Raw genomic sequence first — 18,073 nt, 5'->3', positions numbered from 1 at the left:
TCTACCTAAATGTCTGGTTATTGATCTTGCGCCTGCCATTTTAATCGCAGTTGTACAGTTAAAACGCCAATTTGGCCGGCTTCGTTTAAGCTATAATGCGTCGTGGCTGCATGTCTGAAAGAGGTTGATACATCAGTCAGATAGTCAATTACACTGTCCTGACAGGCTTCTCTATAGTCAACATCATCGTCGCACTGCGTGTACAAGCCATCAATAACAGGAATAAACTCAGCTTTGAAATGATCAGACAGGTCGACCAGGTAGGCATCTATAAGTGGCTTAGATGTTTGCTCAACCGCGATTAAAGAGATACTGTAATCCCAGCAGCGCTGCCAGATCTGCGGATGTTCTGCCGTTTCGTTTTCTAATACTGTCACTAAGTCTTCCAGTGCATTTTTGTTCTCCATCATCACTTCTGCATCATCAAATGCGGCGCAGTTATGAGGCGCACGTTTGAGCTGCGTGATGGTGTCCTTCAAAGCGCGATCATAGCTCATTCTGGCAGGTTCATGGTGGTCTCGCATTGCGGCCCACAAAGTAATGATACTCACCTGGTGTGGCGTGAAGTCATAATCTGTCGCAATACCATTGTTAAACAGCCACTGAATATGCTTTAGTGATTCCTGATAGTATCCGTGGTCGTATAGAAACTGTGCCTGGTCAAGTTTGGCTTGTAGTGTTGGGTCTAATTCGCCAGCCTGTGCAGAAAAGCCAAAAGCGCCAGAGGCCACAAGGGCGGTGGAGAGTAAAAGTTGTTTCATTTTGCGCTACTCCTTAGTAAAAAATGAATATGCCGAGATGCATTCGTTAGAACATCCCGAACCGTCGCTGCCTGACTTGGCAGTCGTCGTTCATAAGCAGCATGCGTGCCAGAGTGATTCTTTATTATTTTATTTCTATACTTTTCTCATTATATGTTCTTACTTGGGGGGCTTGGTCGTGTGTTCCCGCTCTTTGCTGGTTTGACAGTTCTGATAAAACATCGCTGTTGAAACCTTTCAGCTTTGGAGTGGTTGAGAGTTTTGCTTGTATAAGACTCAGAAGTGTTACACGAGCGAGCGTATGGCAAACGATGACTGCAAGCCTTTGCTCTGCCAGTCATCGCATCAAGCCAGGTGGCCTTATTTTACTTTATGGTTCATGTGATGAACCTTAGCTTTAGGTGTTTTGACAGGTTTGTCGGCTTCTTCAGGCAATTCAATAGGGGTGTATCGGTCTTCTTCTGCAATGTCCTCAATACGGCGCAAAGTATTGACCTGAATATGAGGCCATTGGGTGGTTTCGCCACTGGCACCGAACATAAATTCAAAATCTACGATTTGCTCATATTGCAACTGATCTATCTCCTTGCCATTTTCGAGTTCAATTCGCTCCAGCCACATGCGATGACGCATGCGAACCACACGGCAGTAGCGCTCAATCATAACATTATTAACGGTGGCACCCTGCACCCCGGTATCGTGCTGGCTGTCTAATTCGATCAGATCATAGCTTTTGAAATTCAACCCCTCATTGAACTGTGACAGTAGTAGATTTGGCTGAACAGTGTAGGGGAACTTGGCACCATCCTTATCATAATTAAAGATATTCAGAAAATAGGCTCGGGCACTGTTTACCCCACGGTGCGCCTCGGGCTGGCCAGGGTAATCTCTTTGTTCCTCCCGTGGCAGATTTGTCCAGAATGGCTTTTTCAGGCTACCCGGGATCAGGTCGCGCTCTGGATCTATACCCATGGTCGGAGAGATAGACAGGTAGGGTTGCTCCCAAAGTTTTGCAATCTCAGGTTTTTCAGGGGCATCCGGTGTCTCTTTTTTGTCAAAATGCGTCACGTTGCCTGTCAGGTGAATAGTGGTGCCATGGGGGATCACGCCGGAGCGTGAGATAGAGTGTGGCGGGACAAACTGTGGGCCAAGTTCGTCAGGGCCAATAACCGGCACACCGCCATCTTCATCAACGGTTTCCTGGGTTGAAGGGCGGGAGAACATGGTACGTGGGTTTTGGTATTTGCCGTCCTCTTGCCACGGCATCGTGTTGTCGCCCAGCCACAAGTACATGCCGTTCTCAAAGTGTTGAAGATCGTCATTGTTATCTATGATGGCTGTTTCGTACTTAACCGGGCCATTAAACTGCTCGTTTGAGCCCGCGCGGTTGCGAACTGGCGCGTTCACTTTACTAAAGGTCAACTGCTCGCGGTATTGCTGCGACTTAAAATGGAAAACCCCAAATACGGTTTCTGAAGAAGTGCCGGGAGAGGGCATGGGCGTAGTATGCAAGCCTTTCGGCCCGCCTTTCCAGTTTACCCAGGTACCGTGAAGTTTATCGAGTATGCCAAATTGCGGCACTGTGGGTTCGTTATCCTTGACTAATTCGGGGTAAGGGCGAATGGAAGAGGGCTGTGATTTGCTTGTCATTGCATGGTCCTTATCGTGTAACGGTTGCTCACAGCGTTTTTCGTCCAAAGTGGCGCGCTGTTGGCATACCTGTTTGTAAACAAAGCGCACACGACCTCTGCAGAAAAACTGCCAGATGCCTGTGTGACAACGGTATCAATAAAGAGTGGACCAAACCGGTGGATTAAACCATTACGGGCTATTACAGGGAGTAAGCGACAAAGTTGTTTGAAATACCCAAAACCTTGCTTCCCGTACGATATAAGGGTGCACGACTTATCTAACATATATGATTGCACAGCAAGCCACTTTGCTGCACGTACGATCAAAAAGCGGCATTATCACGGACATTTTGACTGCCCGTTTGTTACCACTTTAATGGTGGTAAGGCTTTACCCAGACAACCTCGAACCTTCATTTGCGTGGGATTATTTGGCCCGCTAACAGGCTGCCCATCCACTTGAAACTGATACTCTCTGCCTGGTTCAAACGCCAGTACGATAGACGAGCCGCCGTAGCCAAAGTGGCCCATATATTCACCTCGCTCAATTTGAGCGCCCGTTTCAATGGCATTCACTATGCTGCCGACTCCCCAAAAGCCGATAGCAACCATGGCCACCAGCCCCAGATCGGGCGTTTTAATTACCCAGACATACCGCTGATGCTTTCCGAGCTTTTGATACCAGCCAACCTGGTCACTGCTTTTTGGCGGTAACGGGTCGTATGGGTGTCTTGGATTAAAATTATCAAAATCGTAATTGTATGAGCCTTCATAAAGGCCCTGATCTATCACTGTGCCAGATACGGGGGCATGAAAATGATGGTAGTCGGTAAACCAGAGTAAAATATCAAGTAAAGGCCCACCGACAAAGCACCGGCCATAGCCAGGAATGGCTTCTGTCAGGTTAAAGTGGTCGCCGGATTTGCCGGGCAGCAGATAGCGGTTACTGGCGTGACTTTCGTTTACCTCATAACCCCCTTTGTCCAGAAAAAACACCCCGCCATCACAAGGAGACACAATCACCCCTTCATCATTGGCACAATGACATAAAGGGCGCTCGCCGGGTTTCAGGTTACGCAGAAAAAACTGGTTAAATGACTGAAATCCGCCTTCCGGGCTGTGTGGATCCGGGCGTTGGTAATCTTCAATACTGAACGGGTGAGCATCCGTGCCTTTGTATTGCATCCAGGCGCTCAGGGTGTTTGTGGATGACGTGCTGTTGATCCAGTCACCGTGAAAGTTTAAAAACTGTCTGAACCAGCCTCTGAAATAGCCATCGTTGGCCAGCTTTAAACCGGCTTCGGTATTAACTAGGTAATCCCAATACTCTATGTACAACCCCGGCTTTTCTGGGGTTGGTGTGTAAGTTAACCATTCAGAAAAGAAATTTTGTAAAGTATAGCCCGGCTCGCGGTACAAGTAGGGCTGCCAGAAGGTGGCTAACTCTTCGCGTCTTGCAATATGGGTCTCTGAACATACTTCGGCGAGTGCTTCAAGGTACCACAACAGGTTGAGCTGATTTTCCAGAAAAACGCCATCCAGCCCCAAAATGTGCAGCTCTGCCATCGCTCTTTTTTCATCCCAGCTAATGGGATCAGGTAATGGAATGGTTGAAATATCAGTCATGTTGTTGGTCCTTTAGACTCAAAGCTGGTGAACAGGGCTAGCCAGTTTAAACTGGCGATCGAGGTTGCAATGAAGAGGGTATAGGCAAAGACTCAACTTTCGGCAATTACAGCGGATTACACCTAACTATCCGGTTAGGGACAGGGCAGGCATTCGTAACGCTGATTGCCTTTGGGCGAGTTGATCCCAAGAGGCTTGCATTACGTTTAACCCAGCACATTTGTATTTTGGAATTTCTGTCTATGTTTCAGATTTTAAAACGTGATCCGGTCAAAAAGTTGCGCAAAGCCTATGATGCCAAGCTCGAAGAGGCGATGCATGCACAGCGAAACGGTGATATTCGGGGCTACGCAATGCTCACATCAGAGGCTGAAGCACTCTGGCAACAAATTGAACAGTTAGAGCGTAAGTAGTATTTGGCATTGTATGAACGGAGGGCCGCGCTTAAACCTGAGCGTGGCCTTTGCAGTTTGAAGGAATCAAACTGCACCTAACTTGTTGCCACTTCATGCTCGTTTATCTGAGTGTGCTCAGTCAGCGCCAGTTCGTCTTTTAACCAGTGGTTCATCACCACACAGGCTGTCAGATCGCCACTGACGTTAATGACGGTACGGCACATATCCAGGATCCGGTCGACTCCGAGGATCAGGGCGATGCCAGTTGCTGGAATGCCAAAGCTGGCCAACACCGATGCCAGGATCACTATCCCCACGCCGGGTGTACTGGGTGAACCGATTGATGCACCAACTGTGGTGAGGATCAGCAGTACAACCTGATTCATCGACAAGTCAACGCCAAACACCTGAGTAAGAAAAATAGCAGCCACAACCTGGTAAAGTGCGGTGCCATCCATGTTGATGGTTGCGCCCAGGGGAATGATGAACTGTACAATGGGTTTTTTCACTCCAAGTTGTTCCTGCGCTGTGCGCATAGACAGCGGCATCACAGCCGCTGAGCTGGAGGTAGAAAAGGCCAACAGCTGAGCACTGCGGATCGCTCGTAAAAAGTTCAGTGGATGCAATTTACCAACCATGGAGGCCACCAGAGTATAGATAAGTAATAAACCGGCCAGACCCATTAGCACAGTTGCAACGTACGCCGAGACACCGATCAGGGCATCCACGCCAATGCGAATGGTGATGTCACATAGCAGACCAAACACGGCGAGGGGAGCCAGCAACATGGCCCAGTTGACAATCTGCAAAGAAACAGACTGGATCCCATCCATAAAATCGACCAGCAATGCTTTGCGGCGCTCGGCTAATGTTGTCAGTGCCATACCAATAAAGCTGGCGTAAATAACGATGGCAAACATGTCTTTATCAAGCGTGGATTGCGTGGGGTTGGCAGGAATGATGGCTGCAACTTTATCGGGGATGGAGGTTTGGACTGCCTGCGTTGCTACAACCTGAACGGGTTGATCCGCAATGGCATTGAACAAATCACTGTCCACATAGTTACCTGGCTCTATCAGGTAGACCACAGCCAGGCCAAGAATAACCGCGACAAACGTGGTGGTGACAAAATAAGGCAAGATACGGACCCCGACTTTTTTCAGAAACCCGGTGTCTTTGTTACCGGCAATCCCCAAAATAATGGAGGAAAGCACCAAAGGGATCACCACCATCTGGATCAGCGCGAGAAAAACCTGCCCGGGCAGGGCAACCCATTGGGCAATGTCCATGGCAGCTTGCTTGCTGACCAAAGCCGCCCCCTGAGGTGAGAGCAGTAAGCCTACGGTGATGCCTAATATCAGGGCAATTACAATTTGTAGCCAAAGGCGCTTTTTTTGCAGTAAACTGGCGGGTTCTTGGGTCGATTGGGTGTCTGTCATAAATGGTCCCTGACTAAGTAGCACGATTAGAGTTAATATCCTAGCAGAATAAAACCAGTTAACATTGACTGGCATCAAAACATCCACCCACAATGATTCGTTGCTGTTACACTGCAAATAGAGGGTGTGTCAGTCAGCGATAGATTATCACCCGAACCGGTAAAAAAAGGATTAAGATGAATATTCAACCCTATCAGGAAAAGTGGGCCTCAGACATTGCCGACTTGTTTCATGCCGCAGTGCATGCCATTGACGATGAGGTATATGGAAGCGCGCAAAAAGCCGTTTGGGCGCCCAGCCCACCGGACTATGCGTTTTGGTCGCAGCGGTTAGCTAAAAAACAGCCCTGGGTGGCACTGAGTAACGACCAGGTAGTCGGCTTTATTGAACTGGACCCTGATGGGCATATCGATTGTACCTATGTACACCCTGATTTTCAGGGCATTGGCGTGGCTGGTGCGCTGTACGACAAGGTTGAAAAGCAAGCAATCAAGCAAGGGTTGTCGCGTCTGTATGTCGAAGCATCAATACCCGCCCGACACTTTTTTGCAGCGCGCGGATTCAGCCTGGTAAAACGCAACCAAATTGAGCGACAAGGCGTGACACTGGTGAACTTTTCTATGGAAAAACACTTGTAGCTCACCTGGCTAAAACCGAACCGCTTGGTTCACCAAGTAATCACGATTTGTTCACTGTATTAAAGCAAATTACTGCTACGCTTAAAGTTAACTGAATCAATAAGGGCCTCGCAATGCTGTGTCTGTTGTATCAAGCAATAGGGAGCAGTCATGATTAATTACGGATTTTTACCTTTTTCAGCGTACGTGGTTTCAGACTTTTTGGTGTTCCATCGTAACCGCTCTATCAGTCTGGAGATCTTACTTCGCCAGATCCGCTTCACCGGTGTGGAAGCTTTGGGTTTGGTTATGTTAATTGCCCTGTTGATCGGGGCGCTGATCATAGTGCAGGGCTACCCGCTGTTATCCTCCATTGGCCAGGTTAAGTGGACTTACGCGATTTTAATTTCCACCATTGTCCGAGACCTCGGCCCGTTTATTGTTTGTTTTGTGGTGCTCGCCCGTTCAGGCACCGCGATTACCACTGAGCTTGGCAACATGGTGGTGCGGAAGGAAATAGACGCATTAATCGCCATGGGCGTGTCACCCATCTCCTACCTGGTTGCACCGCGGGTGCTGGGCATGGTGGCCTCACTGATCCTGTTAATGAGCTACTTTGTGGCTTGCGGTATTTTTGGTGGTTATCTGGTAAGCAACGCCTTTGCCTCCATTCCTGTTAGCACCTTTTTTGCTAAGCTGATGGCGCAATTACACTGGCTTGATATGGTGATTATGCTGGCCAAAGTCGCGTTTTCTGGTCTGATGATCAGCCTGATAGCCAGCTATCATGGGTTGACCGTAAAAAGTGCAATCACTGAAGTGCCACAACGTAACATCAAGGCGGTGGGTCGGGGGCTGATAGCCTTGTGTGTGATCCATGTGCTGTTTACCCTGCTGTACTTTGCACTGATGGGTGACTGGTAATGAAGATCACGCTCAAAGACATCAGCCACAGTGTGGCGGAGCAACCCATTCTCGCCAATATCAATGTGACCCTTGAATCCGGTCAGTGTTTGCTGATCACCGGGCGCTCGGGCAGCGGCAAATCTGTGTTATTCAGTATTATTTGTGACATTACCAGGCCACAGCAGGGCAGTGTGCTGATCGACGACGTTGATATTGCGGCAATGACGGCGTTGCAATATGCTCGTTTTCGCCGCGATCTCGGCGTGATTTTCCAGGTTTCTGCCTTAATCTCTAACCTGACGCTCGAAGAAAACCTGCTGTTGCCGTTAAACCGCCATCATAGCCGCCTGAGTCAGGAGGAAAAGCAGCAAAAGGTGCGGGAAATTTGCCAGCAGTTTGGCCTGACTCAATACCTGGATCAGCGTACCGACCGTTTGTCATCGGGGCTGGCGTCACTGGCCGGGCTTGCCCGAGCCTTACTCATGGAGCCAAAAGCCCTGATCTGGGACGCACCCATGGCCCAGGTTGACCGCGCCTGGTGTCGACATGAGCTGGAGTTACTTAAGCAACTCAAAGAAAAAGGCACCACCTTAGTGTTGTGCTCAAATCGTCAGGAGCTCATCACCAGCCTTGCGGATCAGCAATTACATTTGGGCTTACCGGATGAACTAACGTTGGGGAGTGAGCATGCAGCACAAGCCCAAAAATGCCAATAGAATTGTGATTGCGTTTAGCCTCACCGGCATGTTCCTGCTGGCCGCGTTTTGTATCATGATCCTGGTGAACAACCACACTTTTGCCGACAAGGTGTACTACAAAACGGTGCTTGATAATGCTCGTGGGTTAAGTGCTTTGCCCGCCGTGTATTTTAAAGGCATGGAGATAGGCCGGATTGATAGCTACCAGCTTAATTTACAGAGTAACGAAATCGACGTTGAGTTTTGGGTGTTTCATGAATACAGTGAAAAAGTGGTCAAATATGCACTGTTAACCGGTGAGCAGCACCCCATATTTGATGAGGTAACAACCTTAGATTTGATTTTGCCAGAGGCGGACAAAGTCGGCCCGTTTGTGGCCCTACCCGCCGGGGCGCTGGTGCCACACATTAACAGCGCGCTTGGCCAGCAGTATCTGGCAGCAGGTTATGTTTCTCGCGCAAAAGACGATGTAGAGTCTATTCTGACCAGCATTCAGGATTTACTCCAGAACCTGCAAAAAGAGAATAACCCAGAAGCCGGATCGCTGTTCAGGGCGCTCGACAGAGTGGCTAAGATCAGTGACCACATCATGATTGTCAGCGAAGAGTTGCGTGAAAGCGAACTACTCCCACAGGCCGAAAAAACCCTCAAGCAAAGTCAGGTGTGGCTTGCCCAGATGCCGCAGTTGCTGAACCAGCTTAACCAGACTTTGCTTAAAACCGACAGTATGCTCACCCAGGCTCAAACCACTTTGACGACCTATGGTCAGCCCACTGAGCTGGTGAAAGAGATCACCGACAGCCAGCTTCCTCTGGTGCTGCACAACCTCAATGCCAACCTGACGGTGATGCAGCAAATGCTCAAAGATGTGCACGGCGAGCGGGAGCAGTTTGTCCTTACGGTGCACAGTGTGCAGCAAGTATTGCAGCAGATGGAAAAAACCCTGGAGGCGCTTAACAATCATCCAGTATTCAGAGATGGGATCAGCGCCCCTATCGAGAACGAAGGGATAGAAATGCATGATTAGGACAAGTGCGCTGGCAGTGTTGTGGGCGCTGTGGCTATCAGGCTGCTCGTCTGCCCCGGAGCGAGACTATCAGGTCACGACCTATCAGAGTCAGGCTGCGGCCTGGCTTGCTCAGGGCGATCGCAAACGCCAGCAAGGTGCTTACCAGCAGGCACTGGCGTACTACGGTAATGCTTATCGTTATGCCAGCAAAAGACACGACGCCGAACAAATGGGCCTGGCACGGCTCAAGCAGGCGGCGGTGCATATCAGGCAAGGGCAGCTTGAACGCGCCGAACAGCGCATTGTGCAGGCTGAGGTATTCGCGCGATTCGAGCAGACTGAGCTTGCGCCCGCTATCGACTTTGTACGCAGTAAGCTGGCCTTTGCACGTGGTGAGCAGGGGCAGGCGTTAGCGCTGGTGGCCACACTACAAACCCAGTTTAGCGGACAGGCAGAAAAACACATTTATTATCGCTGGGTCGGGTGGCAGTACGCACCGGCAACGCTCGATTGGGCTCAGGCGGAGCTGGATATTGCACAGCTGGCCAAGCTTAAAGCAGACAAATCGCTGAACAACATAGAAATTCAGTCTTTTGTGCTCTACCACAATGTATTGTGGCGTACAGCAAGCGGGCAAAGCGGTGTGGAGCAGGCACTGGATACCGCTATCAGGCACTTTGCGTCTCTGGAGCTGAGCAACTGGCTGGTCGCGTGCTTTAAGCTGGCCGCACAATATTACGATGCAGCAGGGGAGGCGGAGCGGGCGCAATATTATCAGGCACGCCTGACTGAGCTAAGCGCTAACGATTAAATCTGGCGACTGCGCTGTGCTTGCCGGTTTTATCCTTTATACACAGCATTATTTTTAAAGCCTGCGGCTTTGGCACATCATAGATCCCCCGCCAATCTGCATTTGATTGTCCGAGTATCTGCATTAAGGGTTGGGCAGACTGATGGTCATTAAAACAGACCACAGGACGACCAATATGCAACTTGAACAACGCCTTATCCAGGAAATCATGCCCCATGCCCGTATCGATAACATCCGTTATTACCTGAGTGCACTCAATTCGGTGTTGAGCGAGTACGAAATAACAACACCGCTGCGGGTAGCACATTTTCTGGCGCAAATCGGCCATGAAAGCGGCAGTCTCAGATATACGCAGGAAAACCTCAATTATTCAGCCGTGGCGTTAAGCTCGGTGTTTGGTAAGTACTTTCCCACTTCGGCAATGGCGTCGGACTATGCACGCAAGCCAGAGAAAATTGCCAACCGGGTATATGCCGACCGCATGGGCAATGGCGATGAGGCGTCTGGTGATGGCTGGCGTTATCGCGGCCGAGGGTTGATACAGTTGACGGGAAAACACAATTACCAGCAGTGTGGGGAAGCCATAGGACAGGATCTGCTGAGTCAGCCCGAGCTGGTGTGCAGCGACCCGGACGTAGCGGTCAGATCGGCCTGCTTTTACTGGCAGAGTCGTAAGCTGAATGCGCTGGCCGATCAGGACGAGCTGGTCACCATTACCCGTAAAATTAATGGCGGGCTCCATGGCCTGGAAGATAGAGCGGCGTTTTTGAATCGTGCCAAACAGTTTATGTCCATAGACAGGGGAGTATAAGTATGGATGCGATCAGCAAAATGTCATTGATAGAACTGAGTCGTCACTTTGCCTATTTGCAAAATAGTGAGCTTTGCTGGCAAAGGCTGGAACATCTTATCTTGCAGCAATGCAAAGACAATTTTGTGCAGGCAGCACAAAGTGGCCAGGAAGTTGATGCCATGTCGGTGTGGTGGCAAACGTGCTTCGAGCTGTTGTCGCCACATCAAATTCAGATCTGTCATGTGAACTATCGGGACGAATACCTTGAATTACTCAATCGGGGGCCTGCCATCATTGACTTACATGGCTGGAAATTATGCGCAGGTGATCAGGGGCAGTCGCTGGTTTTTCCTCGCTGCACTTTGATATACCCCAAAGAGAAACTGACCATTGCGACCAGCGTGCGCAGTCCAGCGCCCAACTTTGCCAGCGGCCAGCCTATCTGGAACAACCAGGGAGACTGCGCAACCCTGCTCGACCCCAGTTGGGCAGAGATCTCCTGCTGGAAATACGGCACAGCGGCGCACTCTGAAGTGGCGATCAGCCAGGTTCATTACATCAGAGCACAGCAAAAAGATCACTGCGATGAATATGTTGAAATTGCCAACCTGGGCTCCGCGTGGGTTGATCTGAGTGGCTGGTGTATCCAGGGCGATAAGTCTCAGCATTTTGAATTTCACTCTGGTGCTGTGTTACGCCCTCAGGGCATGGTTCGTGTCTATACGAACTTGCATAGTCCGCAAACTGGTGGCTTCAGCTTTAACAGTAACCAGGCATTGTGGCCACACAAGGGCGGTCAAGCCCGTTTGCTTGATTACCGCAACCGGCAGGTCAGCGAGTTTAACTGGTAAATCAAGGAGGGCGTAGCAATGACAAAACAAGCCACCGAAAGTGCAAGCGATTGTGAACAGCAGACTATGCGGCTAAGCGCTTGGACGCAACTAATCGAAGAGTGTCACGCCATGATGGCCTTTGCGTTTCGTAAAGGATTGCAGGTGCCCGAAGGTACGGTGGTGATGTTGCACCAGCTTGAATGGACAGATAAAAATGCCGCTGGCGCCCGGGATCTTGCCCGGGTCCACAATCGCCTGGCTGAACTGGTGTCGCCTGCCAAGCCCGAGACCATCTGGCTGATGGCAGAAGAAAGCCATAAGGGATCCTGGTTGTTGTTTCTGGGGCGGGTAAAGCTTATCCGCAAAATGATGCTGGTGGCGATTACCTCGTTAATTGCGTTGATTGCGCTAAGCCTGTCGAGCTATATCAATAACGAAAACATGGTTGCCAGCATGTTTGATATGGAAGGGACCAGGCTGCTATACGTACAGGCAATTTTGCTGGCCGCAGCGGCTATCGGTGCCTCTTTCTCGGCGTTATTTAAAGCCAATACCTATGTGACCGCCGGCTGCTACGACCCTAAGTATGAAAGCTCTTACTGGGTGCGTTTTGTGGTTGGCCTGATAGCGGGGATCATACTTACTCAGCTTATTCCCATCGACTTGCAGGCGGTGGCCGATGCCACTGCGGCACAAAATCGCAGTAGCGAAGTCAGTCAGGCTGCGCTGAGGATCACCATGGCACTGGTTGGCGGGTTTTCGGCAAACCTGGTGTATAAAATCCTCGACAGAGTAGTGGAAACCGTACAGTCCTTTATTGCTCCGCCCACAAGCCCGGCCCCTGATAATAATCTGCAAGCGCAGGCTATGCACACACGTATGCAGTCACTTGAGCAGCTTAACTCTGTCAGCCTGGCGGTGATGGCTATCCAGCAAAAGCTGGTAAGCAACCCGAGCATTACAGCCGAGCAAATGCAGTTGATGCTCAGTGAGCTGATCCGTGCTTTGAACGCACATCAGCACACAGATCAGTAAATTCAACGGCATAAGTATATTAATACCAATTTCACTTAATACTTGTTCAATTTGACGGAGCAAATATGACACTAACTGCGTTAAAAATTTCTCATTTAGAACAACTAAATAGCAAAATTTTTGCCTGGTTATCGGCCCTATTTTCTCGCCTCAAAATAGAACACTTAATTAAGCAAATTGGTATAAGTGCATAGATTTGCGGCAAAAAACCGCGCAAATCACCCGATAAACCTGCGATGTAAACACCTATTCTGATCGTAATTAAGTGTACAAACTACGGAGCAGATATCATGAGTACATTGATTTTTCGTTTATGTGAAGCCGCCGATGGTAGCCGGTTTGGGTGTTTGTCAGACAAACCTGAGGTGTCCGAGTTATTTGATTTGGGCTATGCACTGGCCAGTCCAAATCGCTATTGCACCATACCCACACAGCCGCAGCACAGCTGGATGGAGGAGTACAGTGTAGAAGGCGAGGATTTTGCGCCGCTGACGGAGTTGGAGGAAATCCCCCGGGAGGTCAAAAACGCGTTTAATGCTCTCATGTCTGAGCTTATCAGCGGGGTAGACGTGATGTTTTGCAGCTATGCGCTGGGTAATGCGCTGGGGTTACCTGTATGTGACGAGGTGATGGACAGCCATCGCACAACCGACTTTGTGCTTTTCCCTCAATCTATTTGTCAGGCCCACACGCCTGATATACCGGCCTATCTGGTTTGTTACAGTGTGCCAAGAGAGAAGCCGGCTGATCCGGCCCTGCAACAGCATCGCATCTACTGTCAGCCTGGCAGCTTTGCTTTTGCCCAGGCCTTTTGCGCCATTATTGAGCAGCGTGGCAAGGCTGGGCTGAAGCCTCAAGGCGCCTCCCCAACAGATAAACGCACAGCACAACAGGCCCTAAATCGCTTCACGGACTGTTTACGCGCTTATCATCCCGCACATCAGTAAATAACCTGCTTATTCACCGGCCCACCAGCGCCGCCCAATGCCTAATCGGGTACACACAGCCCGCACCCGGTTCGGCGTCTCCCTTATTGATTTCTCCGGAGCATTTATGACTTCATTATTCCATTTCTATGGTACCTATCTGGCCGGACTGGCATTAAATATTGAGCCCAGAACGGCACGTCTGTTAGCAAAGTATGTTGGCCAGGGCGTCTTGCAGCAAGCGCCGCAGACGAGATTAAACTGGCACAGCGACGGTACACCTGTTTACCCCATTCATACCGGGTGTTCTGACAGTGATATCAATAACCCGGGCCCATTTCATTGTAAGTTGGCTTTTACCCATTTTCCGGCTTTTGATGAGCATAAAGAGACCGCTACGTGGTCAGCTAAGTGCTTTGACGGCCTTGCGTTAATCAACCAGCCAGCTACGCAGCTGAACAAGTCCCAGTTAACTGAGGTGCCCGAGTTATTAACCTGTCAGCCAGACAGCCGGTTTGCTCGCACTATGCTCAATGAGGTGATTTTTAAAGTGCGTTATCATCACAAGGTGCAGTTGATGTCCGAAGCTTTATTCGGCTGTCGGCTCTATGTGTACCAAAATACCTGGCCGTTAGAGCACTGGCAGGCATTATGCCAGTGCTGGCTGGCGACTTGCTATGCGCTGCATTGCTGGCAACATGGTCAACCGCTCAAGCTCAGTGGCAGCGACTGGCAAATGCAGAAATATGCGCGTGTACAATACATTTATCGCAGGCTATGCGCGCTATACCCAAAGATGCTAAAGACGCCAAACAGCGTGAGTCGAGAGCGTTTATGGGTGTCACTAATTGGTGATTACACGCATCCAGAGTCGCTCGAAAGTGACAGCAAATCACCACGCGATATGGCCTTTTTAGAGCAGGCGCGACTGCTTGGCCGGATCACCAAAGCAGGCCGCATTCAGGCTATCAATGAGTTTAAACAATCTCACTGGTATAAGTTCAATCTGGCTGCCAGTTACCATTGCAACTGGTTTGCGCAGCAGCTATCCGAACGTGGTTTCAAGCAGTTCGATACGCGCCAATGCCTGGGCTTTGATGTAGTCTGAAAATAGCCCAGGTCGACCTGTATCGACCTGGGCATTATCATGGCTGTGGGTGTTCTGACAGGGCGTTTTGTTGCACATCGGGTTTAGGCAGTACCACTGAGATAATGGCACAGGAGCTGTGTACTATAGCAAGCACCCTAAATGGTGCCACTATGGGGTCTATGACAACAAATAGTACCAGTACGGCATCGAGGGGCAGTCCAAGCGGCCCGGAAACCAGAGTCAGCATAGTGAGCATAGAAACCCCCGAAGAGCCTGCCGTAGCCGTGCCCGCCAGCACGGAGCCTATGATGATCACGGCCACCGTCAGCAATCCGATATCCAGATTATATATTTGCACCACAAACACCGTTGCCAGCGCAAAGTAGAGTGTTGGGCCTATTCGGCAGAGGTTAAACGTCAGGGGCACCAGTAAATCGACCTTTTGTTTTTGATAACCAAACTTGTCGGTCAGTGCATTCAGGGCTGACGGCAGGCTGGCCATTGAATTGGCCGTACCCAGCGAGACCGTTATGGGCTCTTTGAGTGCGGATAAGGAGTACCAGAAAGTGCCGGTACGATGCCACAGTACCAGACACATCAGCACAAACCAGCCAATGAAAGTCAGGATCACGACGGGAATAAACTTGATCATCGCTAAGATGGCATCAGAGCCAATTTGCGACAAGGTGGCCGCAAGCAAACCACATAACCCAAACGGAAACACGTACATCAGCCACTGAACCAGTTTACTGAAGGCGGAATAAATCGCCTCAAACGAGGTACAAATATGCTCTGCTACCGAGTGTTTGATAGTGCCGATGGCAAACCCAAATAAAATGGCGAAAAACAAAACTTTAATGGTATAGCCATTGGCCAGTGCAGAAAAAATATTGGACGGCACCAGGGTGAAAAAGAACGCCTGTAGGAGCGAACTGTCTTTAGGGGGCTGATAAGGGGTATTGAGGTCGACCGCCAAATCCACGGCGGATAAATCCTGGATCACGTTGCCTATGGCATCCAGTGAGGCCGTATCCAGGTGACTGCCTGGGTTAAACATCAGGCCAAAGAAAGTCCCCGTGGCACTGGCGGCAAAAATTCCCCCCAGAAAGACCCAGCTCAGGCGGCTGACAAAGCGCTGGCTGTCTGGCTGATTGAGCAAACGGCCAATGCTCAGGGCAATGGCCGTAAGCAAAATCGGCAGCACACACATAGTCAGCATATCAAGGTAAAACTGGCCGAGCGGCGATACGACATTGATCAACTGTGGCTCGTTCAGGCCAATATGAATACCTGCCGCGGCGCCGATGAAAATCGCCCAGTTACTTTTCAGGTGATACAGATAAGAGATAAACTTATTCATGATAGCTCCGTTAATAGCGGTGGATCTGATTGATGACGTCGTCATAGTTGAACAACACCTTGTCGGCATTCAGCTCCAGAGACAGGTTATCGAGATAGGACTCAAGCAGCGCGCGTAAAAAATGGCCATTGGGGGGCAGTGCAATGCCTTTTGGGTCATAGTCTTTTTCCAGCACCACAGTCAGCAAAGACATGGCATTGTTTTTATTGTCGACTATCACTTTTTTAATCTCGGCCTCGTCGCGAAAAGCGGCGATCACCTCTTGTGCTTTCAGGGCCTCGATTGCTTCTTGCCAGTTAGGGTAAGGAACCAGGGTCATCTGGCTAAAACGCTGTTTGGCATAACCCACGTAGGAAGAATTACCAATCACCGCCAACTTGCCTTGCAGCGTCTGGATGGTTTCTATTTTACTGCGATTATTGAGTTGCTGTTGCAGCAGGATCCGATTGACCAGCAGTCCTTTTCGCAGCCGAATATAAGGGCGGGTAAACAGCACCCGGCTGGCTCTGCCGAATGTAATGCTGAGCTTACAGATAGCCAAGTCGGCCTTGTCCTCTGCGACCATGTCGATGGCCTGATTCAGGGTTTTGGCACTGCGGTCAAAAATGAGATTAACCCCCAGTTTGTCGGCAAACCCACGGATCAGCTCCACATCCACGCCTGTCAGGGTGCCTTGTGCATCACGGTAGTAAAACGGCGGCGTATCTTTGTGATACATAGCGACGCGCAAAGTACCGCGATTTAAAATTTTCGCAAGCGCCGGGGCTTGTGTCACACTGGGAATTTCCGCTGGTGGCTGCGCTGCGAAGGTACTTAATGTGAATACACAGCAAAGCAGACAAATTAAAGAAAAAGGCAGAGTGTTCATAATCGCATCCTTAAAAACGATATTTGGTAGAAAGCTGTAACCGGCGCAGCCAGTGGCTTTGCTCATTGGTCATTTCGCGACGGACAACGGCGTACTCAAACCCGATGTACATGGCGGGTGTCAGCTGGTGAATGGCATTAACGTGTAGCGACGTAAATCGGTAAGACAAAGGGCTGCCTGGGGAGAGCGGCTGGGGTTGCTCAATACGCACTGCACCCAGACTTAGATTACTGCGCCACTGCGAGTCAAAGCGATACTGATAGGCCAGATAGCCACCCGCACTTTTGAGTAACTGTAGTCCGTCACCTGTCAGGTAGGCAGCATAGTTATTGGCCTCCTGGGTGTAGCGCCCTAACCCCCGACCGTACCCCAGATAGCCTTTCAACGTGGCGCTTGCCCCAACTGCAAGCTTGCCTGAAAGCCCCAGACCAAACGCATTCTGGCTATCTGGCTGGGGTGACGAGGCAGAGTGCTCCAGTTTGAGCTGGCGATACACAGATTGCACAGAGACATGGCCCGAGCTTAATGTCAGGCGAGCCCGTGCGCTCATATCAAACACCGGATCTATGCTGTAGTAGCTGGACTGTGGCGTCAGTTTGGATTGCTGATAATCCGTTTGTGGATTTTCTGCAGCCACACTAAATTGCCAGCCAGCATAGCGACGGGTATAGCGGATCTGGCCTTGCCGGAGCATGGCCTGGCCACTCTCATTGGCAAAATCCAGTGTCTCGGGGAAGCTCTGGACATCCACAAAATTCGACCAGTTCTGACCAAACTGCCAGTTGTTAAAGCTGATGTAGGCAAGCCTGAGGCGTGGTTTTGCACTATTGGCAATTTTCTCGCTGCCAGCGCTGGAATAGGACCCTTCGGCAAAAAAGTCTAGCTCCACCACGCCGCTCAGTTTGGGGTGTTGGGTGCTTTGCCAGCTGGCCCTGAGTCTGGATTCTCTTGCATGGACCCTAACTGTGTTGCCGGGGGCGTTTTGTCCTAGTGTGGCATAATCGATCCTATCGCCACTGTGCCCGGACAGGTCATACAGGGTATCAACCTTAATATAACCGGACAGTGTAAGCTCAGGTGGGGAGGCGCTTGCGGTGGTACTGAGCAGCACTGAGCTCAGTGCAAACAGAGATGGCTTTTTCACGGCTTTTTCCTTCTTTTATATAATTAACAGGAGCTTAGCCTTGGGCCTGATAAAGCGCTGAGGGAAAGAGCTGAAATAGTCGGGCAAACTTGGGGAGTGTATTAACCCGGTATTTTTTACACAGTTTGAATA

At 50.2% G+C, this 18,073-nt stretch carries 18 protein-coding genes; 11 read left to right on the top strand and 7 right to left on the bottom strand.

Translation table 11 applies throughout. The features are described 5' to 3' along the window. Window positions 1-17: 17 nt before the first annotated feature. The 3 genes from L1285_RS20815 to L1285_RS20805 form a co-directional block, all read right to left on the bottom strand. Window positions 18-761 (bottom strand): hypothetical protein, encoded by a 744-nt coding sequence (locus L1285_RS20815; RefSeq protein ID WP_235414156.1) that lies wholly within the window; start codon window positions 759-761, stop codon window positions 18-20. Between the two features lie 360 nt (window positions 762-1,121). Continuing rightward, a complete protein-coding gene (locus L1285_RS20810; protein ID WP_235414154.1) occupies window positions 1,122-2,411 on the bottom strand; it encodes a peroxidase, FMP-type in 1,290 nt (429 codons plus the stop codon). Window positions 2,412-2,757: 346 nt separating this feature from the next. Beyond that, on the bottom strand, window positions 2,758-4,017 hold the full coding sequence (locus L1285_RS20805; RefSeq protein WP_235414152.1) for a phosphatidylserine decarboxylase: 1,260 nt from the start codon (window positions 4,015-4,017) through the stop codon (window positions 2,758-2,760). 242 nt (window positions 4,018-4,259) lie between these two features. On the opposite strand from L1285_RS20805, the gene L1285_RS20800 reads away from it, so the two are divergent. Further along, window positions 4,260-4,430 carry a DUF6435 family protein gene (locus L1285_RS20800; RefSeq protein WP_235414151.1) on the top strand — a complete coding sequence of 57 codons (171 nt, stop codon included), beginning with the start codon at window positions 4,260-4,262 and terminating at the stop codon, window positions 4,428-4,430. 77 nt (window positions 4,431-4,507) lie between these two features. Here the strand turns inward: L1285_RS20800 and L1285_RS20795 are convergent, their stop codons facing one another. Next, window positions 4,508-5,851 carry a dicarboxylate/amino acid:cation symporter gene (locus L1285_RS20795; protein WP_235414150.1) on the bottom strand — a complete coding sequence of 448 codons (1,344 nt, stop codon included), beginning with the start codon at window positions 5,849-5,851 and terminating at the stop codon, window positions 4,508-4,510. Window positions 5,852-6,027: 176 nt separating this feature from the next. Here L1285_RS20795 and L1285_RS20790 point away from each other — a divergent pair, with 176 nt between their 5' ends. The 10 genes from L1285_RS20790 (at window position 6,028) to L1285_RS20745 (ending at window position 14,587) form a co-directional block, all read left to right on the top strand. Then, window positions 6,028-6,489, top strand: coding sequence for a GNAT family N-acetyltransferase (locus L1285_RS20790; protein ID WP_235414149.1), 462 nt, complete (start codon window positions 6,028-6,030; stop codon window positions 6,487-6,489). Window positions 6,490-6,639: 150 nt separating this feature from the next. Beyond that, on the top strand, window positions 6,640-7,392 hold the full coding sequence (locus L1285_RS20785; RefSeq protein WP_125717663.1) for an ABC transporter permease: 753 nt from the start codon (window positions 6,640-6,642) through the stop codon (window positions 7,390-7,392). Next, window positions 7,392-8,090 carry an ATP-binding cassette domain-containing protein gene (locus L1285_RS20780; protein WP_235414148.1) on the top strand — a complete coding sequence of 233 codons (699 nt, stop codon included), beginning with the start codon at window positions 7,392-7,394 and terminating at the stop codon, window positions 8,088-8,090. The genes L1285_RS20785 and L1285_RS20780 overlap by 1 nt, the downstream gene beginning before the upstream one ends. Next, window positions 8,062-9,099: an MlaD family protein gene (locus L1285_RS20775; protein WP_235414147.1), complete on the top strand. Its 1,038-nt coding sequence runs from the start codon at window positions 8,062-8,064 to the stop codon at window positions 9,097-9,099. Before L1285_RS20780 ends, L1285_RS20775 begins: the two co-directional genes overlap by 29 nt. After that, window positions 9,092-9,892 carry a hypothetical protein gene (locus L1285_RS20770; protein ID WP_235414146.1) on the top strand — a complete coding sequence of 267 codons (801 nt, stop codon included), beginning with the start codon at window positions 9,092-9,094 and terminating at the stop codon, window positions 9,890-9,892. The genes L1285_RS20775 and L1285_RS20770 overlap by 8 nt, the downstream gene beginning before the upstream one ends. Window positions 9,893-10,067: 175 nt before the next feature. Further along, window positions 10,068-10,703, top strand: a complete 636-nt coding sequence (locus L1285_RS20765; RefSeq protein ID WP_235414145.1) for a glycoside hydrolase family 19 protein — start codon at window positions 10,068-10,070, stop codon at window positions 10,701-10,703. Between the two features lie 2 nt (window positions 10,704-10,705). After that, window positions 10,706-11,536, top strand: a complete 831-nt coding sequence (locus L1285_RS20760) for a lamin tail domain-containing protein (protein ID WP_235414144.1) — start codon at window positions 10,706-10,708, stop codon at window positions 11,534-11,536. Between the two features lie 18 nt (window positions 11,537-11,554). Then, window positions 11,555-12,553 (top strand): hypothetical protein, encoded by a 999-nt coding sequence (locus L1285_RS20755; protein WP_235414143.1) that lies wholly within the window; start codon window positions 11,555-11,557, stop codon window positions 12,551-12,553. Between the two features lie 290 nt (window positions 12,554-12,843). Further along, window positions 12,844-13,500, top strand: a complete 657-nt coding sequence (locus tag L1285_RS20750) for a hypothetical protein (RefSeq protein ID WP_235414142.1) — start codon at window positions 12,844-12,846, stop codon at window positions 13,498-13,500. 106 nt (window positions 13,501-13,606) lie between these two features. Beyond that, a complete protein-coding gene (locus L1285_RS20745) occupies window positions 13,607-14,587 on the top strand; it encodes a hypothetical protein (protein WP_235414141.1) in 981 nt (326 codons plus the stop codon). Between the two features lie 37 nt (window positions 14,588-14,624). Here the strand turns inward: L1285_RS20745 and L1285_RS20740 are convergent, their stop codons facing one another. Genes L1285_RS20740 through L1285_RS20730 form a run of 3 tightly spaced genes read right to left on the bottom strand, consistent with a single transcriptional unit; the run spans window position 14,625 to window position 17,941 of the window. Further along, window positions 14,625-15,929: a dicarboxylate/amino acid:cation symporter gene (locus L1285_RS20740; RefSeq protein ID WP_235414140.1), complete on the bottom strand. Its 1,305-nt coding sequence runs from the start codon at window positions 15,927-15,929 to the stop codon at window positions 14,625-14,627. Window positions 15,930-15,939: 10 nt separating this feature from the next. Beyond that, window positions 15,940-16,797: a substrate-binding periplasmic protein gene (locus L1285_RS20735; RefSeq protein ID WP_235414139.1), complete on the bottom strand. Its 858-nt coding sequence runs from the start codon at window positions 16,795-16,797 to the stop codon at window positions 15,940-15,942. A 10-nt stretch (window positions 16,798-16,807) separates the two neighbouring features. Then, complete coding sequence (locus tag L1285_RS20730; RefSeq protein WP_235414138.1) at window positions 16,808-17,941, bottom strand: DcaP family trimeric outer membrane transporter; 1,134 nt, start codon at window positions 17,939-17,941, stop codon at window positions 16,808-16,810. Between the last annotated feature and the right edge of the window lie 132 nt (window positions 17,942-18,073).

This window comes from Pseudoalteromonas sp. DL2-H2.2 (genome assembly GCF_021532535.1).
Taxonomy (GTDB): Bacteria; Pseudomonadota; Gammaproteobacteria; order Enterobacterales; family Alteromonadaceae; genus Pseudoalteromonas; species Pseudoalteromonas rubra_A.
This window is presented reverse-complemented; position numbering and strand designations above follow the sequence as displayed.